Source organism: Haematospirillum sp. H1815, assembly GCF_012102705.1.
In the GTDB taxonomy this organism is placed as follows: Bacteria; Pseudomonadota; Alphaproteobacteria; order Rhodospirillales; family Rhodospirillaceae; genus Haematospirillum.
On the sequence record NZ_JAAVTA010000002.1, the window covers coordinates 148695 to 169682 of the forward strand.

General features: G+C 57.1%; 17 protein-coding genes and 1 tRNA gene. 5 read left to right on the forward strand and 13 right to left on the reverse strand.

The genetic code is table 11. The features are described from left to right. Nucleotides 1-105: 105 nt before the first annotated feature. The 11 genes from HEQ60_RS10775 to HEQ60_RS03055 form a co-directional block, all read right to left on the reverse strand. Complete coding sequence (locus HEQ60_RS10775) at nucleotides 106-813, reverse strand: hypothetical protein (protein WP_168069364.1); 708 nt, start codon at nucleotides 811-813, stop codon at nucleotides 106-108. A 224-nt stretch (nucleotides 814-1037) separates the two neighbouring features. After that, nucleotides 1038-1724 (reverse strand): hypothetical protein, encoded by a 687-nt coding sequence (locus HEQ60_RS10780; protein WP_168069366.1) that lies wholly within the window; start codon nucleotides 1722-1724, stop codon nucleotides 1038-1040. A 299-nt stretch (nucleotides 1725-2023) separates the two neighbouring features. Further along, nucleotides 2024-2374 (reverse strand): hypothetical protein, encoded by a 351-nt coding sequence (locus HEQ60_RS03015; RefSeq protein WP_168069368.1) that lies wholly within the window; start codon nucleotides 2372-2374, stop codon nucleotides 2024-2026. Between the two features lie 242 nt (nucleotides 2375-2616). After that, nucleotides 2617-4626: a calcium-binding protein gene (locus HEQ60_RS10785; RefSeq protein ID WP_168069370.1), complete on the reverse strand. Its 2010-nt coding sequence runs from the start codon at nucleotides 4624-4626 to the stop codon at nucleotides 2617-2619. 189 nt (nucleotides 4627-4815) lie between these two features. Next, entirely contained in the window at nucleotides 4816-5739 is a 924-nt protein-coding gene (locus HEQ60_RS03025; RefSeq protein ID WP_168069372.1) for a hypothetical protein, read from the reverse strand. 63 nt (nucleotides 5740-5802) lie between these two features. Continuing rightward, a tRNA-Lys gene (locus HEQ60_RS03030) sits at nucleotides 5803-5878 on the reverse strand. A gap of 130 nt (nucleotides 5879-6008) precedes the next feature. Beyond that, nucleotides 6009-7169, reverse strand: coding sequence for a rod shape-determining protein RodA (gene rodA / locus HEQ60_RS03035; protein ID WP_168069374.1), 1161 nt, complete (start codon nucleotides 7167-7169; stop codon nucleotides 6009-6011). Then, nucleotides 7169-9145, reverse strand: a complete 1977-nt coding sequence (gene mrdA / locus HEQ60_RS03040; protein WP_322099176.1) for a penicillin-binding protein 2 — start codon at nucleotides 9143-9145, stop codon at nucleotides 7169-7171. Before mrdA ends, rodA begins: the two co-directional genes overlap by 1 nt. Beyond that, nucleotides 9146-9661: a rod shape-determining protein MreD gene (gene mreD, locus HEQ60_RS03045; protein WP_245183728.1), complete on the reverse strand. Its 516-nt coding sequence runs from the start codon at nucleotides 9659-9661 to the stop codon at nucleotides 9146-9148. An 18-nt stretch (nucleotides 9662-9679) separates the two neighbouring features. Beyond that, on the reverse strand, nucleotides 9680-10582 hold the full coding sequence (mreC, locus tag HEQ60_RS03050; RefSeq protein WP_168069376.1) for a rod shape-determining protein MreC: 903 nt from the start codon (nucleotides 10580-10582) through the stop codon (nucleotides 9680-9682). Nucleotides 10583-10661: 79 nt separating this feature from the next. Beyond that, nucleotides 10662-11702, reverse strand: a complete 1041-nt coding sequence (locus HEQ60_RS03055) for a rod shape-determining protein (RefSeq protein WP_066134692.1) — start codon at nucleotides 11700-11702, stop codon at nucleotides 10662-10664. 420 nt (nucleotides 11703-12122) lie between these two features. On the opposite strand from HEQ60_RS03055, the gene HEQ60_RS03060 reads away from it, so the two are divergent. From HEQ60_RS03060 to HEQ60_RS03070, 3 genes are all read left to right on the forward strand, one after another. After that, a complete protein-coding gene (locus tag HEQ60_RS03060) occupies nucleotides 12123-12845 on the forward strand; it encodes a hypothetical protein (protein WP_168069378.1) in 723 nt (240 codons plus the stop codon). A gap of 217 nt (nucleotides 12846-13062) precedes the next feature. After that, nucleotides 13063-13920: a hypothetical protein gene (locus HEQ60_RS03065; RefSeq protein ID WP_168069380.1), complete on the forward strand. Its 858-nt coding sequence runs from the start codon at nucleotides 13063-13065 to the stop codon at nucleotides 13918-13920. A gap of 63 nt (nucleotides 13921-13983) precedes the next feature. Further along, nucleotides 13984-15225, forward strand: coding sequence for an MFS transporter (locus HEQ60_RS03070; protein ID WP_168069382.1), 1242 nt, complete (start codon nucleotides 13984-13986; stop codon nucleotides 15223-15225). A 12-nt stretch (nucleotides 15226-15237) separates the two neighbouring features. Here the strand turns inward: HEQ60_RS03070 and miaA are convergent, their stop codons facing one another. Continuing rightward, a complete protein-coding gene (miaA, locus tag HEQ60_RS03075) occupies nucleotides 15238-16197 on the reverse strand; it encodes a tRNA (adenosine(37)-N6)-dimethylallyltransferase MiaA (protein WP_245183729.1) in 960 nt (319 codons plus the stop codon). Between the two features lie 112 nt (nucleotides 16198-16309). On the opposite strand from miaA, the gene serB reads away from it, so the two are divergent. Together serB and HEQ60_RS03085 are read left to right on the forward strand one after the other, a co-directional pair. Next, nucleotides 16310-17245 (forward strand): phosphoserine phosphatase SerB, encoded by a 936-nt coding sequence (gene serB, locus HEQ60_RS03080; RefSeq protein ID WP_168069386.1) that lies wholly within the window; start codon nucleotides 16310-16312, stop codon nucleotides 17243-17245. A gap of 42 nt (nucleotides 17246-17287) precedes the next feature. Next, nucleotides 17288-18748, forward strand: coding sequence for a sigma-54-dependent transcriptional regulator (locus HEQ60_RS03085; protein ID WP_168069388.1), 1461 nt, complete (start codon nucleotides 17288-17290; stop codon nucleotides 18746-18748). A 26-nt stretch (nucleotides 18749-18774) separates the two neighbouring features. On the opposite strand, the gene HEQ60_RS03090 is transcribed toward HEQ60_RS03085, so the two are convergent. Then, complete coding sequence (locus HEQ60_RS03090; RefSeq protein ID WP_168069390.1) at nucleotides 18775-20970, reverse strand: sensor histidine kinase; 2196 nt, start codon at nucleotides 20968-20970, stop codon at nucleotides 18775-18777. Nucleotides 20971-20988 lie beyond the last annotated feature (18 nt).

Genomic DNA, 20988 nt, shown 5'->3' on the forward strand with positions numbered 1-20988 from the left:
ACGGTTTCTGACCGCAACCGCATCTCCCCCTGCATCATCCAGAACAAGAATGCGGGGTGACAGCCAACGGTGCAAAACGAAACCGAAGATAACAATCTTCAGGGGCTAGGCAATCCCATATTGAAAGATAACATCGGAGGGCTGTAGTTCGGTTACGCCCCGCAGAACGATCTGTATTTCCTGCGTGTCCACATGCCCGTCCGTATCCCCCAGAAGGGTCAAATCCTTGCGATCATCGGAAACGCAGTACCACAGGGCATTGGCCCCCGGCTCTGTTCCGTGAAAGGACAAGGGCAAGGGGTGCTCGGAATCGGGCTTGAATCCATCCTGAACAGACGCCGGCAAAAGGGTGTCCGCAAACACAAACTGAATAACATCCCCCTGATCGTGACTGAAATCTGTGATGATATCCCCCCGGGTTTCAGACGCGCTGCTGTACAAGAAACGGTCAGCACCCGAACCACCGGTCAACAGGTCAGCACCCGAACCGCCGGCCAGCGTATCACGACCCGGGCCACCATCCAGAACATCTGGTCCGCCACGACCACGCAACCAGTCATCACCATCCATCCCCTGCAACCGATTGGGACGCCTGTCCCCGGCCAAACTGTCCGGAGCATGCCCCCCGATCACACCCGATGCATACCGGACTGTTGATACCTGCTCTCCCCCAACGAAGACAGGGGTGGGAGCACTCTCCTCCAACGAAACAACAACAGATCTGTCGGCACCGCTATAATCCAGCACCTTGTTCTTGGAAGAATATCTCCATGTTACTTCGGCAGCGGCCAAAGGGCTTGGCAAGGAACGCATGGTGCCTCACATGATAGTCGAGGGAAGATCGCGAGCAGACGCTACACCCCTTGATTGTATTTACGCAAGTACCAAGCTGGCTGGGAACAACCAACCCCTTGGGCACAGGCTTCTTTATTTGGCCGCAAAGAAATGAATTCAGTACAAACAAAGAGAACCCCCCGGAATCTACGACACCATAGATTCCGGGGGACCTGTTTAGACAAAAGATACTGGGGCGCGCCTTATACCCAGTATTCAAACACAAAGTCTGAACTCTGAAGGCTTGTCACACCTTGCAGGGTCATGGAGATTTCGTGCGTGGCAACCTGACCGTCCGTATCACCAAACAGATGCAGGTCCTTGCCATTTTCGGCAATCTGGTACCACAGGGAATGAGGCGCCTCCGCTGTCCCGTTCAGGGGCATGGGCATGGGTTGCTCGGGATCAGGCACATACCCCGGCTTCGGGTGGTTATGGGCATACTGCTCTTCTTCCGTAAAAATGAAATTGATGATATCGCCCTGGCCATGATTGAAGTCGGTAATCACATCTCCTTGGGTATCGGATGCTCTCCAGTACACAAATTTGTCGGCACCCGGACCACCCGTAATGGTATCAGCGCCTTTTCCTCCGATCAGAAAGTCATTGCCCGAACCACCGGCCAAGGTGTCATCACCTTTGCCACCACTTAGCAGATCATCGCCACCAAGCCCGACCAGAACATTGTTATGGCTATCACCGTGAATGTTGTCTGGCGCCGACCCACCGATAACATTACGGACTCCATCCACCCACACAGAGGGATTCTGCCCTTGCACTGCGGCATAGGACTGCTCCATCGAAACAACAACCGACCTGTTCTCACCGGCATAATCAACTGTATCCTGTGTATTCAGGCCATACATATTCCGGATCATAAATGAACTCATTGGAGAAACTCCCAAAGTAGAGTGGACAATGACAGGATCACAAAGACCTGCCGGCAGGACGCAGACCACCGCTCTGATTTGCGGCACAACGCCACATCAGGGATGATTTGCGGAAAAGTGGGAAAAATCAGGACAATGCCCGAAGTAACTCTCAGGTATAGTAGGTAAAATAAACGTCAGAGTCCTGAATGTGGGTAACACCCTGAAGGGTTACCTCAATCTCATGCGTTGACATATCGCCGTCACTATCCCCATAAAGCACCACATCCCGCCCGTTCCCGAACAGCGTGTATCACAAGCTATTGGGGGCCGGCGTGGCCCCAGTTCAGGAGTAGAGACGTTAGCCTTTCCGGATCCTGGACATATCCGGGTTGTGACGCCGCATAACTGACCGAATCATCAAACGAAAAATCGATCCGGTCTCGCGAAGATCCCCCAATAACACTCTTGTCGTAGCCGATGGATCCAATGCGCTCACCACCAACAATGATGGGCGATACAATACCAAACCCCTTGATCTGTACAAAAATGGGCTGATCTTGGTTGCTGAGATCGCGGGTTCCCTCCATGAGGACAGGCCGCTTGTCACGGGCCACATCACCTTCCGCGTTCAGCCCGGCTGCCCCGGAATGTTCTACTGATGCCGTCATCGTCAACATCCTTCCACGCAAGACACAAAACATCCATAACGAACCGTACATAGACAATCACACTCAGAGATAGAGTCAAGGTAATTTTGACAATTAAAATCATGTAATTATTCATTAAAAAGACAAAAATATGTGCATCTGCCATGGCAATGCAGGCCCGGTATCAAACAAAAAAGCAGGGCCCCGCAAAGAGCCCTGCACCAAGTCCCCCCAGCAAAGGAAACAGCACGCAGATCCTTATTTCATGCAACAAAATCATATGGATAAAGAGATGACACACCGGGAATGGACAACGTCACCTCCCACGTCTCAACATCACCATCACTATCACCTATCAGAACCACGCCATCTTCATTATCAACCAAGTGATACCAAAAAGAATGAGGCGTGGCTGTCACACCAGAGAACTCAAAAGGCTGCCATCCGGTGCGATCAGGATTCGCATCAAAACGGTGGTACAGCCAAATCCGGTCTCCTTGCGCACGATTGAAATCCGTTATCGTATCGCCGCGCATATCCCACAGGCGGAAGTAACCAAACATATCAGCACCAAGACCACCGGTCAGGGTATCTGCCCCTTGCCCTCCGAAAAGGGAATCATGCCCTGCTCCCCCATCAAGGATATCCTCACCATCTCCTCCATACAGGGTATCATTCCCACCCTCACCACGCAGCACATCCCTGCCGCCCTGGCCGTGAAGCCAGTTATCCCGATTATCTCCGGTCAGCTGGTCATTTCCTGACCCAGCCTGTATCTGCTCGATATTACGCAAGCTGTCCTCAACGAGGCCCCCAATACGAACATGAGCATGTGTCGATCCGTTCAGGGTCACGACAACATCGCCCGTCCGGTTGCTGTACAGCACGCGATCAACCCCGACGCCCCCATCCAGAACATCACGGTCGGGACCCCCATCCAGAACATCATCGCCGGAACCGCCAAACAAAAAGTCACGGCCGGCCCCACCAGACAACTGATTATCACGGTCGTTCCCGATCAGATGATCATGCCCCGCACCCGTGACAATATTCTCAACACTGCGCAGAAGGTCTTCGTGCATCCCGTTGACATGGGCGAGGCCATCACCGGAATCATTCAACAGGATATAAACAGAGGCCGCACCACGCCGGGTATACAACGCCGTATCATCACCGACTCCCCCGTCCAGGACGTCGTTACCCTCACCACCGTCCAGCAGGTCATTCCCCTCCCGCCCCATCAGGACATCATTTCCCCCATTGCCCCAGAACATATTATGGCGGGCGTCCCCAACCAAGACATCGTGACCGTCACCACCTTCAACGTACTCGATATGGCGGAGCGTATCTTCAGCAACACCCCCGACGTAAACAACCGTGTCCGCGCTGTTATCAAGGCTGACAACCACGGCCTCGTTTTTCTCCCGGTAGATTGCCGTATCGCGTCCCCCTTCACCGCCATCGATCAGATCTTTTCCCTCGCCACCGTGCAGATGATCATTCCCGCCTCGCCCACGCAGCGTGTCATCTCCCTTTCCCCCACACAGGTAGTTGGGTTCATCATCGCCCACCAGAGCATCAGCCCCATCACCGCCTTCCAGACTCTCGATATTCTTCAGCGTATCTTCCGGCCGCCCCCCAACGAAGACAACGCTCTCCAGCGGCCCCATCAGGACAGCCAGAACAGGTTCCTGCCTGTCACTGTAAGACGCTGTATCGTACGGCCCCGATCCACCATCAAGCCGATCTGCTCCTGTGCCGCCACGTAAAATATCATGGGACAGCGGACTTCCGATCAGAAGGTCATCACCATGACCACCGACCAGATCCACGGCATGGTGAATCTGGTGGCTGGCATCCAGAACATTGGAAAAGTGCAAAGCCCCATCAACGGTCGAGATGGACGCCATGGATGCATCACGCCAGTCCACAGAAACGGGGGACGATGCCTCAGCAAGATTCAAATGACCATTGCCGGCTGTCAGAACCAGACCAAGATCATCGGCCGATATACTTTTCACATCCAGCAAGCGGTAGCGGGCTTCAACGGTGCGCAGGTCTCCGTCGGCATCAATAAAAATATCAAGGTTGTTCGCGTCACGTGAAAACCAGACCCCATACCGGAATGGATCTTGCCCGCTGAACACCAATACGGAAGAAAAAGGAGACAACATAGATCTCAGGGCCTGCAGGGCATCAAGCCCATTTCCTGACACATCCGCGTTCTCCCTTAACACGACATGGACAGAACGTTCTTGATCAAGAGTACGCATGGCACCCCCCTCCCAAAAGAAAAGAGATGAAACCATAAGGTTAAAATGGTTGCAGGTCCATCATCATCCCGCAATATAATATAAGCATATATTATACATGCACATTATACTGAATCAGTTATTGCGGCGTAATATATGTGAATACCCAATAAAATTCATAATGCTCAAAATATTATTATAAAATTATATTTACTGGAGAACATCCTGCACGGCGACAACAAGGTCAAACTCCGCAGGATTCTGGATACCATCAGCATCCATCAAACGAACCGCAAAACGCAGAAGGGTCCGGCAGGCCAAGACATCAGCAGCAAGGGAACGCAGTGCGCTGTCGACAGCCTCACGCTCCGGGCGCAAGCGCCGGATCCATCCGGCAAGCACGGAACAGCTGTTGCTGGACAGTTCTCCCCCGCCCACTTCTATCACGTTGGCTGCATAATCAAGCATAACACCGACCTCGGCATCGTCCATCAAGCCATCCGCATGGGCAAGGCCGGCCAAGACCGTCAGACCATCCCTCAGCACTTTTCCAGAGGGACCGAAGGCAATCGCGCCTAAAAAAGACAGCGTCGACGCATGTGGATCCTGCACCGAGGAGACCGGCACCGTTACATCCACCCCCAATTCCGTAAAGAGGAAAAGGGCAGGGTTATCGTGAATAACGCCGTCCATATCCACGACACACCGTATACGGTCACACACAAACGTCCTGAGCGCCCGCCTTTCGTGACAGAAGGCTTTCCAGACAACACGCCCCCCGTCATACACCGAGACCCGGCGCAGCGTAATGCGACGGCTTGTCTCTTGCTCCTTGGCATCAACGTAATCAATTGCAACAGCAACGCCCACCAGCTCGATATGCCGAACGCCCTCTCCCAATACGCTGGACACCATGGCGGCATCATCGTGCACATCAACTGGACATTGGACCAGAAAGCCCGGAACAGACGGTGCATCATCCGCAGTGCGGCGCACATGGCAACGGACATCATCAAGGCTCTGCATCTGCTCCTCCCACGATATAATGTCAACTGATGTAATAAATCTCTTGATTGCATCAATCAAGGCAAACAATTCATGAGTGAAATCCAGTGCGCAGGCACTCTTCGTCAAACAAAACGGCAAGACCGGGAAACAAACAAAAAAACCGACCTGAAAGGCCGGGTTTTTTTGTATTGGTGGGTGCACAAGGACTCGAACCTTGGACCCGCTGATTAAGAGTCAGCTGCTCTACCAACTGAGCTATGCACCCAATAGACTGTTTTTACGGAAGAACCGTGAAAACCTCCCCCTGTCGGAGAGGGGCGTTTTATAGCCCTCACCCTATGGGATGACAAGAGAAAAATACGTCCCTGCCATTCACGCGCTCTATCAGCCAGACCCTACCCATCATCAAAGGCCCCGCCGCGACCAATGTGAACATCGCGGTGCACATGCACACTCATCAAAATACCAAATCCCAGCATCAGGGTAATCATGGCCGTACCGCCATAGGAAATGAGGGGCAAGGGCACACCGACCACCGGAATCAGCCCCATCACCATGGCAGTGTTGATGAAAATGTATAAGAAGAAGTTGCACACAATGCCTATGGCCACCAGCCGCCCGAACTGGTGGCGGCAACGCAGGGCAATGGCATATCCATAGGCAATAACCAGAATATAAAGGCCCAGAAGCCCTATACCGCCCAGCATGCCGAACTCTTCACCCAGCATGGTAAAGATGAAGTCTGTCTGATGCTCGGGCAAAAAGTTCAAATGGCTCTGGGTTCCCTGCATATACCCCTTTCCCAGCACCCCCCCGGAGCCCAAGGCTATCTTGGACTGGGTAATGTGATAACCCGCCCCGAGTGGATCACGCGAAGGATCCAGAAACGTCAGGACGCGGTTTTTCTGGTAATCGCGCAACATGCTCCAGGCAACAGGAATAAAGGCCACCCCTGATACACCGCCAACAATAAAGATCCAGATCCGTACCCCGGCCGCAAACAAAAGCGCAACCGCGCCCATCATCAGCAACAGGGCGGTCCCCAGATCGGGTTGCTTGAGAACCAGAACCACCGGCGCCGCAACGATCAGCACCGGGGGCACAAGAAAGGTCAGGCTGCGCACCTCATCGTGATCAGCGCCATGGAAATACCGGGCCAGACACAGAATAACCGCAATCTTCATAATTTCCGAAGGCTGGATCTGGAAGACCCCCAGATCAATCCAGCGCTGTGCCCCCATACCGATCTCGCCGCGCACCTCCACCCCGACCAGCAGGATCAGACCAACAGCATACGCTACATAGGCATAACGCATGAACTGGCGAATATCGATCACCGCGCAAGCCAGAAGGAACAACAACCCAACTCCGAAGCGGACAATCTGCCGATCCGCCCAAGGCGACCAATCGCCCCCCGCAGCTGAATACAGCATCATGAAACCAACAGAAGCCAGCAGGACAAGCAGCAGGATCAGGGACCAGCTGACATGCCACAGCTTTTCGCCTACAGGCATGTCGCCACGCCGGCGGCGCGTACCGGAAAGACCAAGGGACATCAGCCGCCCCTCCCGTTCTGGGTTTCAACATCAAGCGAGGGCATCTCGTCCGGTTCAACCGGGAACGATTCCTCGGGAACCGATGTGGCCTGTGCGGTTACGGGCTGTGCGGAACGCGCCGGATCCAGGCGCAGGGTTTCCGCCATGACCGAACGGGCAATCGGAGCCGCCGTGGCAGCCCCCCCACCGCCATGTTCAATAACAACGGCCACAGCATAACGGGGCGTGGACACCGGTGCATAACAGACAAACAGCGCGTGATCGCGGCGTTCCCATGGCAGATGCTCATTCTTGATCACACCGGTTTCCCGCTCTGCCCGCGAAATGCGCCGCACCTGGGCTGTCCCCGTCTTGCCTGCCATTTCCCCAAGATCCGATGGCAGCCTGGCCCGGCGTGCGGTTCCCCCATCAGCATTCACAGCCTCCCACATCGCCCTCTGAACCAACTGCATATGGGCCGCCGGAATACCCATATCCGGCCCCGGCGTCGGCACACGCGGCACCAAACTGCCCTGACTGTTCACCGTGACCCGCGACAGGGTTGGATGAACAGCCAATCCCCCGTTGGCAATACGGGCCGTCATCATCGCAAGCTGGAGAGGTGTTGCGGTTATATACCCTTGGCCGATGGCAGCCACCACACTCTCGCCCGGATGCCAGACATCCCCCATAACGGCCTGTTTCCAGCCACGGTCCGGTATCAGACCGGGTTTCTCCCCCGGCAGGTCAATACCGGTCAGGGTTCCAAGACCAAAGCGACGGGCCATGTCGGCAATACGGTCGATCCCCAGACGACGCCCCACTTCATAGAAATACACGTCACAGGAATGACGAACAGACCCGACCATATCAACATGGCCATGCCCCTGCTTGCGCCAACAATGAAACTTGGCCGTACCCAAGGTAAAGCTTCCCGGACAGTACACCGTCTGCTCAGGGCGAATGACACCGGCTTCCAGGGCTGCCAGCAAGACAACCATCTTGAAGACGGACCCCGGAGCATACTGACCGGCAATGGGCTTGTTTGCCAAAGGCCCCTTGGGATTACCGGTCAAGGCTTTCCATTCTTCAGCCGTAAGTCCCCGGCTGAACGCATTGGGGTCATAGCCTGGCTGTGATGCCAAGGCCAGAAGCTCTCCGGTCATGACATCCATCACAACGACCGTTCCGCTTTCATCCCCGATCGCCTTGCAGGCAAAATCCTGAATCCTGGAGTCGATGCTCAGGGCCAGTTCTGACCCGGTCTGGCCATCAACCCGCGCCAGTTCACGGATAACACGGCCAACCGCGTTTACCTCCACCTGCAAGGTACCGCCTGTTCCGCGCAGGGCACGATCAAACTGGCGTTCGAGTCCGGCCTTTCCAATCCGGAAGCCGGGCAGATCAAGCAAAGGATCCTCGGAGCCGACAAGATCCTCTTCCGAGACAGCCGCAACATAGCCCAGGACATGCGAGGCCTCGGCACCAAAAGGGTAGTAACGCGCCAAACCTTCGTCAATGAAAACGCCGGGCAAGTCCGGCGCATTGACCTGGATCCGGGCCATTTCCTCCCAAGTCAGGTTTTCACGAACCGGCACCGGCACAAACCGGCGCTTGCGGCGTACTTCGCGCAGAACCCTTGTCTTGTCACCCTCACCCAATGGAACAATCCGACCGAAACGTTCCAGGGTTCCGGCCAGGTCCGGTGTTTGTTCAGAAATGATCAGGGCGCGGAAGTTCTGCTGGTTCACGGCCATGGGCACGCCGAACCGATCAACAATCTGGCCACGGGGAGGAGGAAGCAAACGCAGGTTGATGCGGTTTTCTTCGGCCAGGGTGGCATATTTCTCGGCCTCGACCACCTGAAGAAAATACATCCGCCCGACCAGGGTTGCCAGAAGAGCGGCCTTGCCAGCCCCCAGAACAGCAATCCGGCGCGTAAACAGCCGGGTCAGATCCTGTTCCCTGCGCGCTCCGCCCAGTGTACTTACAGCCACTCAGACCTCCCGCAGAAAAGCCATCTGCAGTCGCCCGAAAATCCATGCGACCAGAGGATAAAAGGTGACGGTCATGAAGAACGTTGCCAGCGCCAGAGGCGGATCAGACACCATACCTTGGGCAAGACCGGAAAGGGCCCACCGCACAACCGTGGCAAAAGCCGCAACCACCAGAAAAGCCCACCACGTTACGATAAAAGACCGATTGCGGAAGAAGCGTTCCTGGGTCAGCACGATCATCAGCGACAGCATCAGGGTCAGCGAACCAACCCCCAGAGGCGTTGCGCCCAGAATATCCTCCAGAAGGCCAACAAAGAAAGCCGTGCCGTATCCGGTGATATCCGACCTCTGGACACCCCAGTAATAAATACCGACCAAGGTCAACATCGGCGATATACTGGCAAAACCCGGCACATGCGTGGGCGTGGCCTCAACCAGCATCAGGGCAAGACACAGAAAAAACGGCAACTGGTGCCGGGCAAATATATCCAGCCTTTGCAACAGGGATGGCTGCATGTCGCTCCTCCGCGCCCCTCAGCGGTTCTTTTCTGTCCGGGATTGCCCTGCCGCACCATCAATGGACGGCGATGCAAGGTCACTGATGACATCGGATACACCATAGTCAACCACCCGGACATATTCCAGACGGTCACGCTGGTAATAAGGCTTGATGCGGATCTCGCCATCGTTGACAGATGCCACAACACCCACCGGCAAACCCGGCGGAAAAACACCGGCCACGCCTGATGTGGCCACACGATCACCAGGCACCACCGCCATCTGCCCGCGGGAAAACATCAACCGCGGCCGGTCGGTATTATCGCCAGCCAGTATGGCGCGCTGCCGGGCATTGCCGATCGCAACGGGAATCCGGCTGTTGATATCAGTCAGAAGCAAAACGCGCGAAGCACGCCGCCCTGTTTCGATCACACGACCGACCAATCCCTCACCGGAAACAACGGCATGACCCTTTGACACGAGCTCACGGGCACCGGCCGTCACCAGGACAGAATGCGCAAAAGCACCGCCGGTATCAGCCACAACGCGCGCGGATACAAATGTTGCCTGGGGACCAGGAACAAAATGCATCAGCTGGCGCAGGGATTCGTTCTCTGTCTCCAACACCCGGGCTGCTGTCTGCCAGCGCAACAACCGCGCATTCTCGTCGCGCAAGCGGGCGTTTTCTTCCCGAATGGCCGCCAACTCGCGGATATTGGCAGTCACGGCCGTGATAAAAGACGCAGGCTGGGACATCACGTCCATAACCGGAACCAAGGCATCGGCTACCCAGATCCTGACACTGCGGACAGCAACCGTATCCGCCTTGCCAACAAGCATCAGGGCAAACGACAGGATCACCAGAACGACAAAGGCAAAACGCCCGAACAAGGTGCGCAAATGGCTCAGCCGTGTTGACGTCGGCGCAGATTGCTTCACGTTCGGTCAGCCCCTGTTTGTGTTGCCGGCAGACTGTGGAAGTATAGCACAGCTTCCCGGAATAGCACGACCAGAGCGCTCAGTACATCGACGTCAACACATTGCGCAGCTTCTTCAGCTCCTCCAGGGCCCGTCCTGTTCCCAAGGCAACACACGACAAGGGATCATCGGCAATGGAAACCGGCAGCCCGGTGGACACACGCAACACGTAGTCCAGATTCTTCAGGAGGGCACCACCGCCGGTCAGGACAATACCCTTTTCAACGATGTCAGCAGCCAGTTCCGGGGCGGTATGTTCCAGCGCAACCTTGACGGCCTCCACAATATTGGCAACAGGTTCCGCAAGGCTTTCCGCAATTTGCCGCTCCGAAATGACCAGCTCTTTCGGGACACCGTTCATCAGGTCACGCCCCTTGATCTCGATGGTACGCCCCTCACCCTCATAAGGGGGGCAGGCACACCCAATATCTTTCTTGATGCGCTCTGCCGATCCTTCGCCAACAAGCAGATTATGATTGCGCCGGATGTAAGCGATGATCGCCTCGTCCATTTTGTCGCCACCGACACGAACGCTGCGGGCATAGACGATTCCACCCAGTGACAGCACGGCCACTTCTGTGGTTCCGCCACCGATGTCAACCACCATTGATCCGGTTGGCTCGGTCACGGGAAGCCCTGCACCGATCGCAGCAGCCATCGGCTCCTCGATCAGATAGACCCTGCGGGCACCAGCGGCTTCGGCTGATTCCTGGATTGCGCGTCGCTCGACAGCCGTTGACCCGGATGGAACGCAGATGATGACCATCGGGCTGGCAAAAGAACGACGGTTATGCACCTTGCGGATGAAGTGCTTGATCATCTCCTCGGCGACTTCAAAGTCGGCAATGACACCATCGCGCAAGGGGCGTATGGCCTGGATATTGCCCGGCGTGCGGCCCAGCATCTGCTTGGCCTCGTCCCCGACGGCCAGAACCTGCTTCTTGCCCTTAACCTCGGCGATGGCAACCACCGACGGTTCGTTCAGAACGATACCGCGCCCCTTGACGTACACCAGTGTGTTGGCGGTACCAAGATCAATAGCCATATCGGCGGAGAGCCAGCCGGTCATCCTAGAAAGCATCTTGCCTCACTCGTCCTAAACGGGGTCGTTGCCTGGCGCCGGAAACGGCGGAACAATCTTTTGTATCGACTATCCGGGAACGCCCGTACCCAACGGCGGGGCCTGCTTTTCCCGAACATTTGCGACATTGCTGCACACACTGTTGCGCATCGCTGCCGCATCACCGCTGCCTGTTCGCTCAAACAACAGGTGACCGTGTGTTTATCTTCTGCCGCACGGTGAAGTTCAAGGGGAAACGATGCAGCGGATCATTCTTTTTCTCGCTTTCCACACCAATATCCTCCACAGTGCCGCTCTATATAGGCTGAACAAACCTGTTCACACGTTATCATGCTCCAGGTTTTCGCTGCTGCCGATGCTGCACAGGGATCCGACACCCTTTTGACAAATATGACTTAATACCATGCCCCGGTTTATCACATGACTGTCTTGTCTATCACACTTGCCCTGCGTCATACCCTCCAGGCGACAGCCCACGTTCCAAACCTTCTGGCGCACCTGATGCTGCCGGCGCTGGCTGTCGCAATCCTGTCCGCTGGAATGCGGTTCAGTTTCGAACAGGAACACCCGGCGCTTGTAATCCCAAGCCTCCTGGAACTGTGGCTGGGGATCACACTCAGCGCCAACATGGCTCGCCTGGCTGTCCTAGGGCCCGATGACCTGACAAATCCCGGTCGTGCGGCTTGGCATCTGGGCAGACGGGAACTGGTGGTTCTGGTGATGAACATGTTGGTTGCCGCTCCCTTCTTCGTCAGCCTGGCTGTATTTGGAGCCATAGGAGCAGGGTCAACCAATGCAGGCCCCGCGATGGGCGTGCTCTTCGCCTTGGCTGTCGCTGGCGGTGCATGGGTTGCCCTGCGTCTCAGCCTGGCACCGGTTGCGGCTGCGCTGGATCTTCCGGCCCCGGCCAAAGTCAGCTGGCGCACATCGGATGGCATAGTCCTGAAGCTGTTTCTGCTGGGACTGGCCTGTACGCCCGTACATCTGCCATGGTTTCTTCTTCAGGTCACGGCACCGGACTCAGTCCTGGCTGGAATGCTGGCCGGTATCCTGCAGGTCATAGCCATGACATTCAGCTGGTTGGCCTTGGGGTTTGCCTTCCGGCAGGCCCGGGAAATGCAGACAGATCCCACCACATCCTAGACCCGGAGCATCGGCATTACCTTCGCAGCATTGTGGTTGATGCCATCTGCAAATGAATCTTCTTTTGATCGCTTTTGCTGCTTGAAAAGAATGACATTCAGGCCTAGAAACAACCCTGAATGAGAGGTATGGGGACTTTTCACTCTTCCATTGCCTGCAACACCTTGGCTGTAGCCTGATACAAGGCTGCGGCACCGTTGTCGTGAAGGATTGCATCATGCCGACACTGTCCGTATTCCGTGCGTTCTGCCAAGCCTTTCACACTATCAAAGACAACCCGGTTCTTGTGCTGCGCCTGATGATTCCGGTTGTTGTTGTGCAAACTATGTCTTTTATGCTCGGCATAGAGCCCTTGACATGGCTCGACGTCACCATAACCGCAACGGTAATGTGGCTTGCCGGGACGTTGAGCGTCAACATCATAACCCTAGCTGTCGCCGGCCCTGATGCCCTGCCCAATCCGGAACGGGCAGCATGGATTCCGGGCGTACTGGCACTCAAGGTCCTGGTTACACAGATTGCCCTGCTTCTGTTTACCTGGCTTGCTGTTGAAGGAATACTGATCGGCATATCCACGCTCGCATCACCTTTTATTATTTCACATTTCCTGGCTCCTGACTGGCCATGGATTATAGGCGGCACAGCCATTGGCATATTCATGGGGGGCTCCGCTATTTTTGTGGGCTTTCTCATGTTCCGGGCACGCCTGCGGCTGATCTTTGCGCCTGTCACCATGGCGTTGAGGCTTTCCGCGCCTCTGGATACAAGCCGCCATGCAGCACATGGTATTATCGGAAAGCTGTTCCTTTTGCTGTGCCTGGCCGGTGCGCTTCTGTACTTGCCCATCGTGCTTATTGTGCGACTGTATATCACAGATGCACTGGAATTACCGGCCTCATGGTCAGCCGCTTATCTTGTCCATCAGACAACCGAGTTCATTCAAACCCTTAATGTCAGTATGCTTCACGTCTATAATCTACAGTTAGTGATGCTTGTGATGTGGATTTTTACATCTGCGGCAATGGCCTGTGCCTTCCGGCAGGTCCGGGACCGGGATGCACAGGCGACATCCTGACAGCATGGCGTGTGCCTCGGGCATGCGCCTGGGACCTTAAATACCATCACAAGGGGGCCTGTTTTGGGGCACAAGACCATACTCAGCCTGGCGGGAATTTATCTCGTTATTTTCATCGACAGCCTGGGGGCCAGCCTGATCATCCCGATGCTGACACCCATAGCCCACGACCCGGATATCGGGTTGATGGCCTCCGGGACAGAACAGTACCGCAATATCATGTACGGCGTGGCTCTGGGGGCCTTTTCCTTGGCCATGTTTTTTGGCTCCCCCTTGCTTGGTTCGCTGTCAGACAGCCTGGGGCGCAAAAAGACCCTGCTGATCTGCCTTGCCGGGCTGGCTGCCAGCTATAGCTTGATGACCTTTGCCATCATGCTGAAAAGCGTGTGGTTGTTCATTGGTGGGCGGCTGGTCGGTGGGTTTTTCTCCGGCAGCCTGCCGGTTGCCCAGGCCGCCATTATTGATGTCACTGAACCGGATCACCGCGCCCGCTTTATTGGCTACATCATGTTTGCAGTCTCCCTGGGGTATGTGATCGGCCCGCTGGTCGGCGGCTGGCTGAGCAATCCGGATATTGCAGACGGGTTCAGCCTGACAACACCGTTTGTGTTTGTTGCCATCCTGTCCGTGATCAACCTGCTGGCCCTGATGCTGGCCTTCAAGGACAGAGGCGGCACAAGACCCGACCGCGTACCGTACCAAAACCCGGTTCGTACCCTTGCCGACGCCTTCCGTTCCGACAGCGCCCGCACCTGCTGTATCCTGCTGCTGTTCATGCTGGTGGGGTGGAACACCTTTTTCCAGTTCATCGGCCTGTTTGTCACCCTGGAGCGGAACTTTGACCCACAGACGGTCAGCCATCTGGTTGCCTGGGCCGGTTTCGGCCTGGCCGTGTCCTTTCTGGTTCTGGTGGGCCTGGCCCTGAAATACATGAAGCCTGCAAACATGGTCTCACTGGCCCTGTTCCTCATGGCCCTGTGTATCGGGGGAGCTCTGTTTGTCTCCCACCCCTATGCACAGTATGCTCTGGCCATCATCGGGGCCTGTGGCTTCGGCCTGTCCTACAGCGGGCTGATGGCACGCCTGTCCGCCAGTGTCGATGCAGACCGGCAAGGCTCCATCATGGGGTTGGCTGCGGCGATTGCGGCCTTCAGTGCCGGCTTCTCGGCGTTCTCTTTCGGGGCCATGGCCAATATCAGCCCCGGCGCCCCCCTTGCAGCGGCACTGGCTTGCGTTGTACTGGCCCTGTTGCTGAGCTGCCGGCCATCGCTGGACCCTGCGGCAACCCTCCAGAGCCAACCGTAAGTCCGCCCCGGGTTACAGCCCGGCCAACAGACCTGCAGCCTGCTCGCACCACTGTCGGGGATCCTCCCCCGACAGGCGCAGGGTTGCCGGCAGTTGATGACGGAACCAGGTGACCTGCCGCTTGGCAAAGTTGCGGGTTGCCTGTTGGGCTGCATCAATTGCGGCTTCTTCCGACATTACCCCATGCAGCAAGGCCCGCAGTTCCGGCACACCCAGTGCCTTCAGGACCAAGGCATCGGCAGGCAGCCCCATGGCATCCAGGGCCTGCACCTCGTCGCACGCCCCCTGTTCCAGCATCTGCACAAAACGCAGGTCACAGCGCTGGTAGAGCCACGGACGTGCCGGATCCAGAATGATGGTCAGGACATCCGCATCAACAACCGGCACCGGCGGTTCTTTCTGCCATGCGGTGATGGACCGTCCGGTTGCCTCCAGAACCTCCAGCGCCCGGATCTGTCTCTGGGTATCCCCCACCGACAGACGGGCCGCTGTCACAGGATCCCGCTCTGTCAGCAGGGCATGAAAGGCAATATTCCCGATGTCGTCCATCAGCGCCCGGGCCTGCACCCGCACATCCCATGGAACATCCGGTATCGGCGACAACCCATGCACCAGGGCACGCAGGTACAAACCCGTTCCGCCGGTGACAACCGGCAGGATACCCTGCTCCCGGCATCGGGCAATATCCTGCGCCGCCATATCGGCCCAGCGCGCTGCCGAACACACTTCGTCCCCACCAAGCACACCATACAGGCTGTGGGGAACGCTTTGCTCCTCTTCCACAGTCGGGCGGGCCGTAACCACGCGCAGTTCGCGGTACACCTGCATGGAATCCGCATTGATGACACAACCACCAAAGCGATGGGCCAGATCCAGGGCCAAGGCAGACTTGCCGCTGGCTGTTGGCCCGGCTACCACCACCACGGCCCTGTCACGCTGCACAGAGCCCAATGCATCAATTACCCTTGCCAACTGTCTTTCCTGCCCCGTAATACCTGTATCCGGATGATACACCGGGGCAAACCCCCGGCTTCCGCGCCTGCATTCTGACCGCCTGTTCTCTTCCTTGCAAGGGCTGCCAAAAATGGATTGCGTACTGACACTCATCGCCCCCGAAGCCGGTCAGTTGAGCCCGGACATGGTAGACACCGCGCGCGCCGCCCTGCGCAGCCGCCATGCCGAAACCGGGCGCCCGGAATGGCTGGCAAAGGAAGAAGCGTGCGACATTCCCTTTGGCGCCATCGACCCCAGCCTGGCCGATGCCGCTGTTCGCCACGTCCTGCAGGGGTACCAGCTTGACTGCATCAGCCAGCGCACGGAACACCGCAGCAAGATGCTTCTGGTCGCCGACATGGACTCCACCATCATTACCGGGGAAACGCTGGATGATCTGGCCGCCTTTGCCGGTGTCCAAGACAGGATCACGGCTATCACGGCCAAAGCCATGCGGGGCGAACTGGACTTCGAGGCCGCACTGGAGGAACGCGTGACCATGCTGCGCGGCCTGCCGGTCAGCACGCTGGAACAGACATGGCAGGCCATCACCCTGACCCCGGGTGCCCGCACACTGGTACAAACCATGCGGGCCCACGGGGCCTATTGCCTTCTGGCTTCGGGGGGATTTACGTTCTTCACAGAACGGGTTGCCCGGACCTGTGGCTTTGACGAACACCAGGGCAATACCCTAGATCTGGACGGGCAAGCCCTGGCCGGAACCGTCGCGTACCCGATCCTGAATCAGGGAACCAAGCTCCGCCTGCTGATGGAACGCGCCGGCGCACGGCACATCCCCCTCAGCGCCACCGCAGCAATCGGGGATGGTGCCAACGACATTCCCATGCTGAAAGCCGCCGGCCTTGGCATTGCCTGGCGGGCAAAGCCCCTGGTCCACAGCAGCACAGCGTTCCGGCTGGATTACTGCGACCTGACCGGGCTGTTGTATGCCCAAGGGTATCGCAAAGACCAAATACAGGAAAACAGCAACCCCGGTTGCGAAGCGACCCTCACTGATATAGCGTGACAGGTGGGATTGAACAGGGAACCGGGGGGCGACCGCATATCCATGAAAGCCGGGATACTCATCGTTGAAGATGATCCCCTGATGGCGGAACGCTATGCCGGTGATCTTGCGGCATGGGAAACACGTGTGGCTGCAACTGGCAGGCTGGCCATGGATATCCTGTCACAATCACCGCCGGATGCCGTGGTTCTGGATGTCAATCTTCCGGATATGAACGGGCTTGAAATCCTGCGCCATATCCGCAGCAACGGCATGCCATGCGGCGTCGTGGTTGTAACGTCACAGGCCTCGGTTCGTCTGGCTGTCGAGGCTCTCCAGGCTGGTGCCGATGACTTCCTTGTCAAACCCTTCCCACCTGAACGCCTGCAGGTCACGGTCGGCAATGTCATTGCCAAACAAAAGCTCAGCACAAAGGTCGAGCAGCTGACCGAACAGCTCCAGCCTGAACCACCGGGGCAATGGGGTGGATTTATCGGGTCATCGGCCGCCATCCGGGGCGTATACCGGATGATCGAAGCCGCAGCCCCGTCACGCGCCACCGTCTTTATCACCGGCGAAAGCGGCACCGGCAAGGAACTCTGCGCAGAAGCCATTCACAGGGCCAGCCCACGCCGCAACGGGCCGTTTGTGGCTGTCAACTGCGCCGCCATCCCCCGGGACCTGATGGAAAGCGAGCTGTTCGGCCACCTGAAAGGATCCTTTACCGGGGCCATCGCCACCCGGGACGGTGCCGCAAGCCAGGCTGACGGCGGCACACTGTTCCTGGACGAAATCGGGGAAATGGACATCAACCTTCAGGGAAAGCTGTTGCGCTTTCTCCAGACAGGAATGGTCCAGAAGGTCGGGGCCGACAAGGCGCAAAAAGTTGACATTCGTGTTATCTGTGCCACCAACCGCGACCCCCTGAAAGAAGTGGAGGAAGGACGGTTCCGCGAGGACCTGTACTATCGGCTGCACGTGATTCCGATCCACTTGCCTCCCCTGCGGGAACGGGACGGCGATGCACTGGAAATTGCCCAGGCCCTGCTGCTGCGCCTGGCGGCCGAAGAAAACAAACCCTTCCGCCGCATTGCCCGCCCGGCCGCTCTGGCGATTGCCGGACATGACTGGCCCGGGAACGTGCGACAGCTGGAAAACGTTTTGCGCAGCGCCATTGTCCTGCATACGGGGGAAGACCTGACCCTGGACATGCTCCCCGAGCAGCTACAGGCTGAAGCAAAGGCAAACCCCGGACCAGCCGCCCTGGCCATTCTGGGCAATACGGTTGCCGCCACATCCAATGCCCTGAAAGCAGCAATCCTGCATAATCACGATGCGGGCCAGCCTGATACAGGCAATGGCCCGGGTCATCTGAAGCCCTTGTGGCTGATCGAGAAAGAAGCAATTGAATCCGCAATCAATGTGTGCGGGGGCAACATCCCACGCGCCGCAGCGCTGCTGGAAATCAGCCCGTCCACCATTTATCGCAAAAAGATCAGCTGGGCCGAGAAACAACCGAATTAAGGGGATAAATACCCTGGGCCTACCCCTTACAACACCTTCTGCGGCTCAGGGGCAGAAACAGGATCGTGCAGCGGAAGGGTAAAATGGACGGTACTGTCCTGCCCATCTGGATCCAGACCACCTGAGGGATCAATCCACAAGCGGCCGCCATAGTTTTCAACGATACGTCGGCACAGCGACAGCCCGATACCACCGGCTGTCGCCACAGGGCGGGTGTCATCGCCATGCGGAGCCACATCATGATGCGTACTGATCGGCGCAGCATGCCCGTTGTAGGCAACAATACACTCACAGAAAGCCCCGGCCGGCACAACACGGATCACGATTTTCAGCGCATGCTGCGGATCCCGGCTGTCGAGAATATGAAACAACATATTACGGAACAACCCGGCCACAGGCTCGGGATGTGCAGCAACCGACGGCAAGCGGCCATCAACGGACAGCACGGCACCATACTCCTCAAGAACAGGACCAAGCCCCCTGGAAACCCGGGCAACCACATCCCATAGAGGGACAGGCTCGCACGCGCCGCCGCAGCCGATCCGGGAATAGTCGAGAAGCTCTGCAATCATGCGCTCCATACGCCGCCCACCCTCAACAACACGCCCCATGTCTCTGCGGAATGACTCATCAAGCAGATCACCGGCCCTGTGGCCAATCTGCTGCAGGCCATTGACCATCGCACGCAAAGGATCCTGCAAGTCATGGGCAATGCTGTGGGCAAACTGTTCCAGTTCGCGGTTTGAACGTTCCAGATCATCGATCAACAAACGCAAGCGATTCTCATAATGCTTGCGATCCGTAATGTCTGCCAAGCCAACCAAGGCAATGGCACGACCATCCAGCATACCGGTACGGGCGGATACCAAGGCCCAGAACGGTGGCGCGGCAACACGGCGGAACTGCATGTCCAGACGCTCCACCACGTCATTGTTGCGTAAACGGGACAACACATCCGAGACCGCTTCGTGACTGATCCACAAATCCTCGGCCATCACACCGGATAATCCATCGCACCGTACTCCGAAGAGATCAGCAGCAGCCGCATTGACACGGGAGACAAGACCAGAAGTCAGGTCAACCAGCATGAAAGGGGCGGGCGAAATATCCAGAAGATATTCCAGCTGCTGTCGGCCACGCAGGGCATTCTGCTCGCTGTCCTTCAAATTCCCCAGGGCACAGGACAAACGCTGAACCGCCTCGCCAATCACCTGGAATTCTTTCAGCAATGCCGGTTCCTGCGTGGGAAGAGGATCGCCGCTGTAAATCACATCCAGGGCTTCACGGGCGCGAACAGCCGGACGCACGACATGCCGTAGCAACAAAAGCCCGCCCACAAGGATCAGAACCAAGGCTCCACACACCAGGACAGAGCCCATGATGATGCCCTGCCATCCAGCCTCGACAATCGCCGCGGCACTGTTCCGGACCGTGTTTGCAGCCGTCCTGGACAGATTTGCCGTCATATGCTCCAGCGACATACGGGTCTGGCTGGCCTCCTTGTCAGCCTGAACCAGGACCGCCAGCTGTTCGCGGCGCAGATCAACCACCGACAGGATGTCCTGCAGCAAAGCGTCGGCAATTTCAGGACATTCCAGACATGGAGAAGACTCTTTGTAGAGAGCAAGCAGACGGTTGCGGGCGGCAGAAATATGAACCTGAAGAGCTTGCAGCCGGTCAATGTCCTGCTCGGCCTCCACACGGGCCAACAACGACTGCAGTTCCAGCATGATCTGTGACCAGAGGGCATTGACAGGGCGGACAGGAATGATGACTTCATCCAGCCGCACCTGAATACCAGCCCGTTGCGCCGCCAATGTATCAGCCAGGTCACGCAGATAGGCACTGCGCCGAATAGCAGACAGCGCTGCATCCAGACAGGACATGCTGTCCATACCGGCAAGGGGAGCAAAGCGGACAGCCGTTCTTTCTGCCGTCAGCAAAGCCTTGTCGCGGCGGACAGGATCATTGGTTCCCAGAACCACTTCAGCCGTTCTGGCCAGTTCCGCAGCCAGGACAGCCAGTGTCTGTTGCCCCAGAACTTCCGGAATAATACGCCCTTCTGTTTCTTCGGCCAGGGATATGGTACGGCTGAAGGCCAGAAGAATGGCCAGCGACGCACCGGCAACCGTCACCAGCATCACAATACTGGCAACCATAACAACGGAACGAAGGCTCATCCCCTTCAGGGGAAAGGCAGGCGAAGCCGAAGACGGGAACATGTCACACCCTGCTTACGG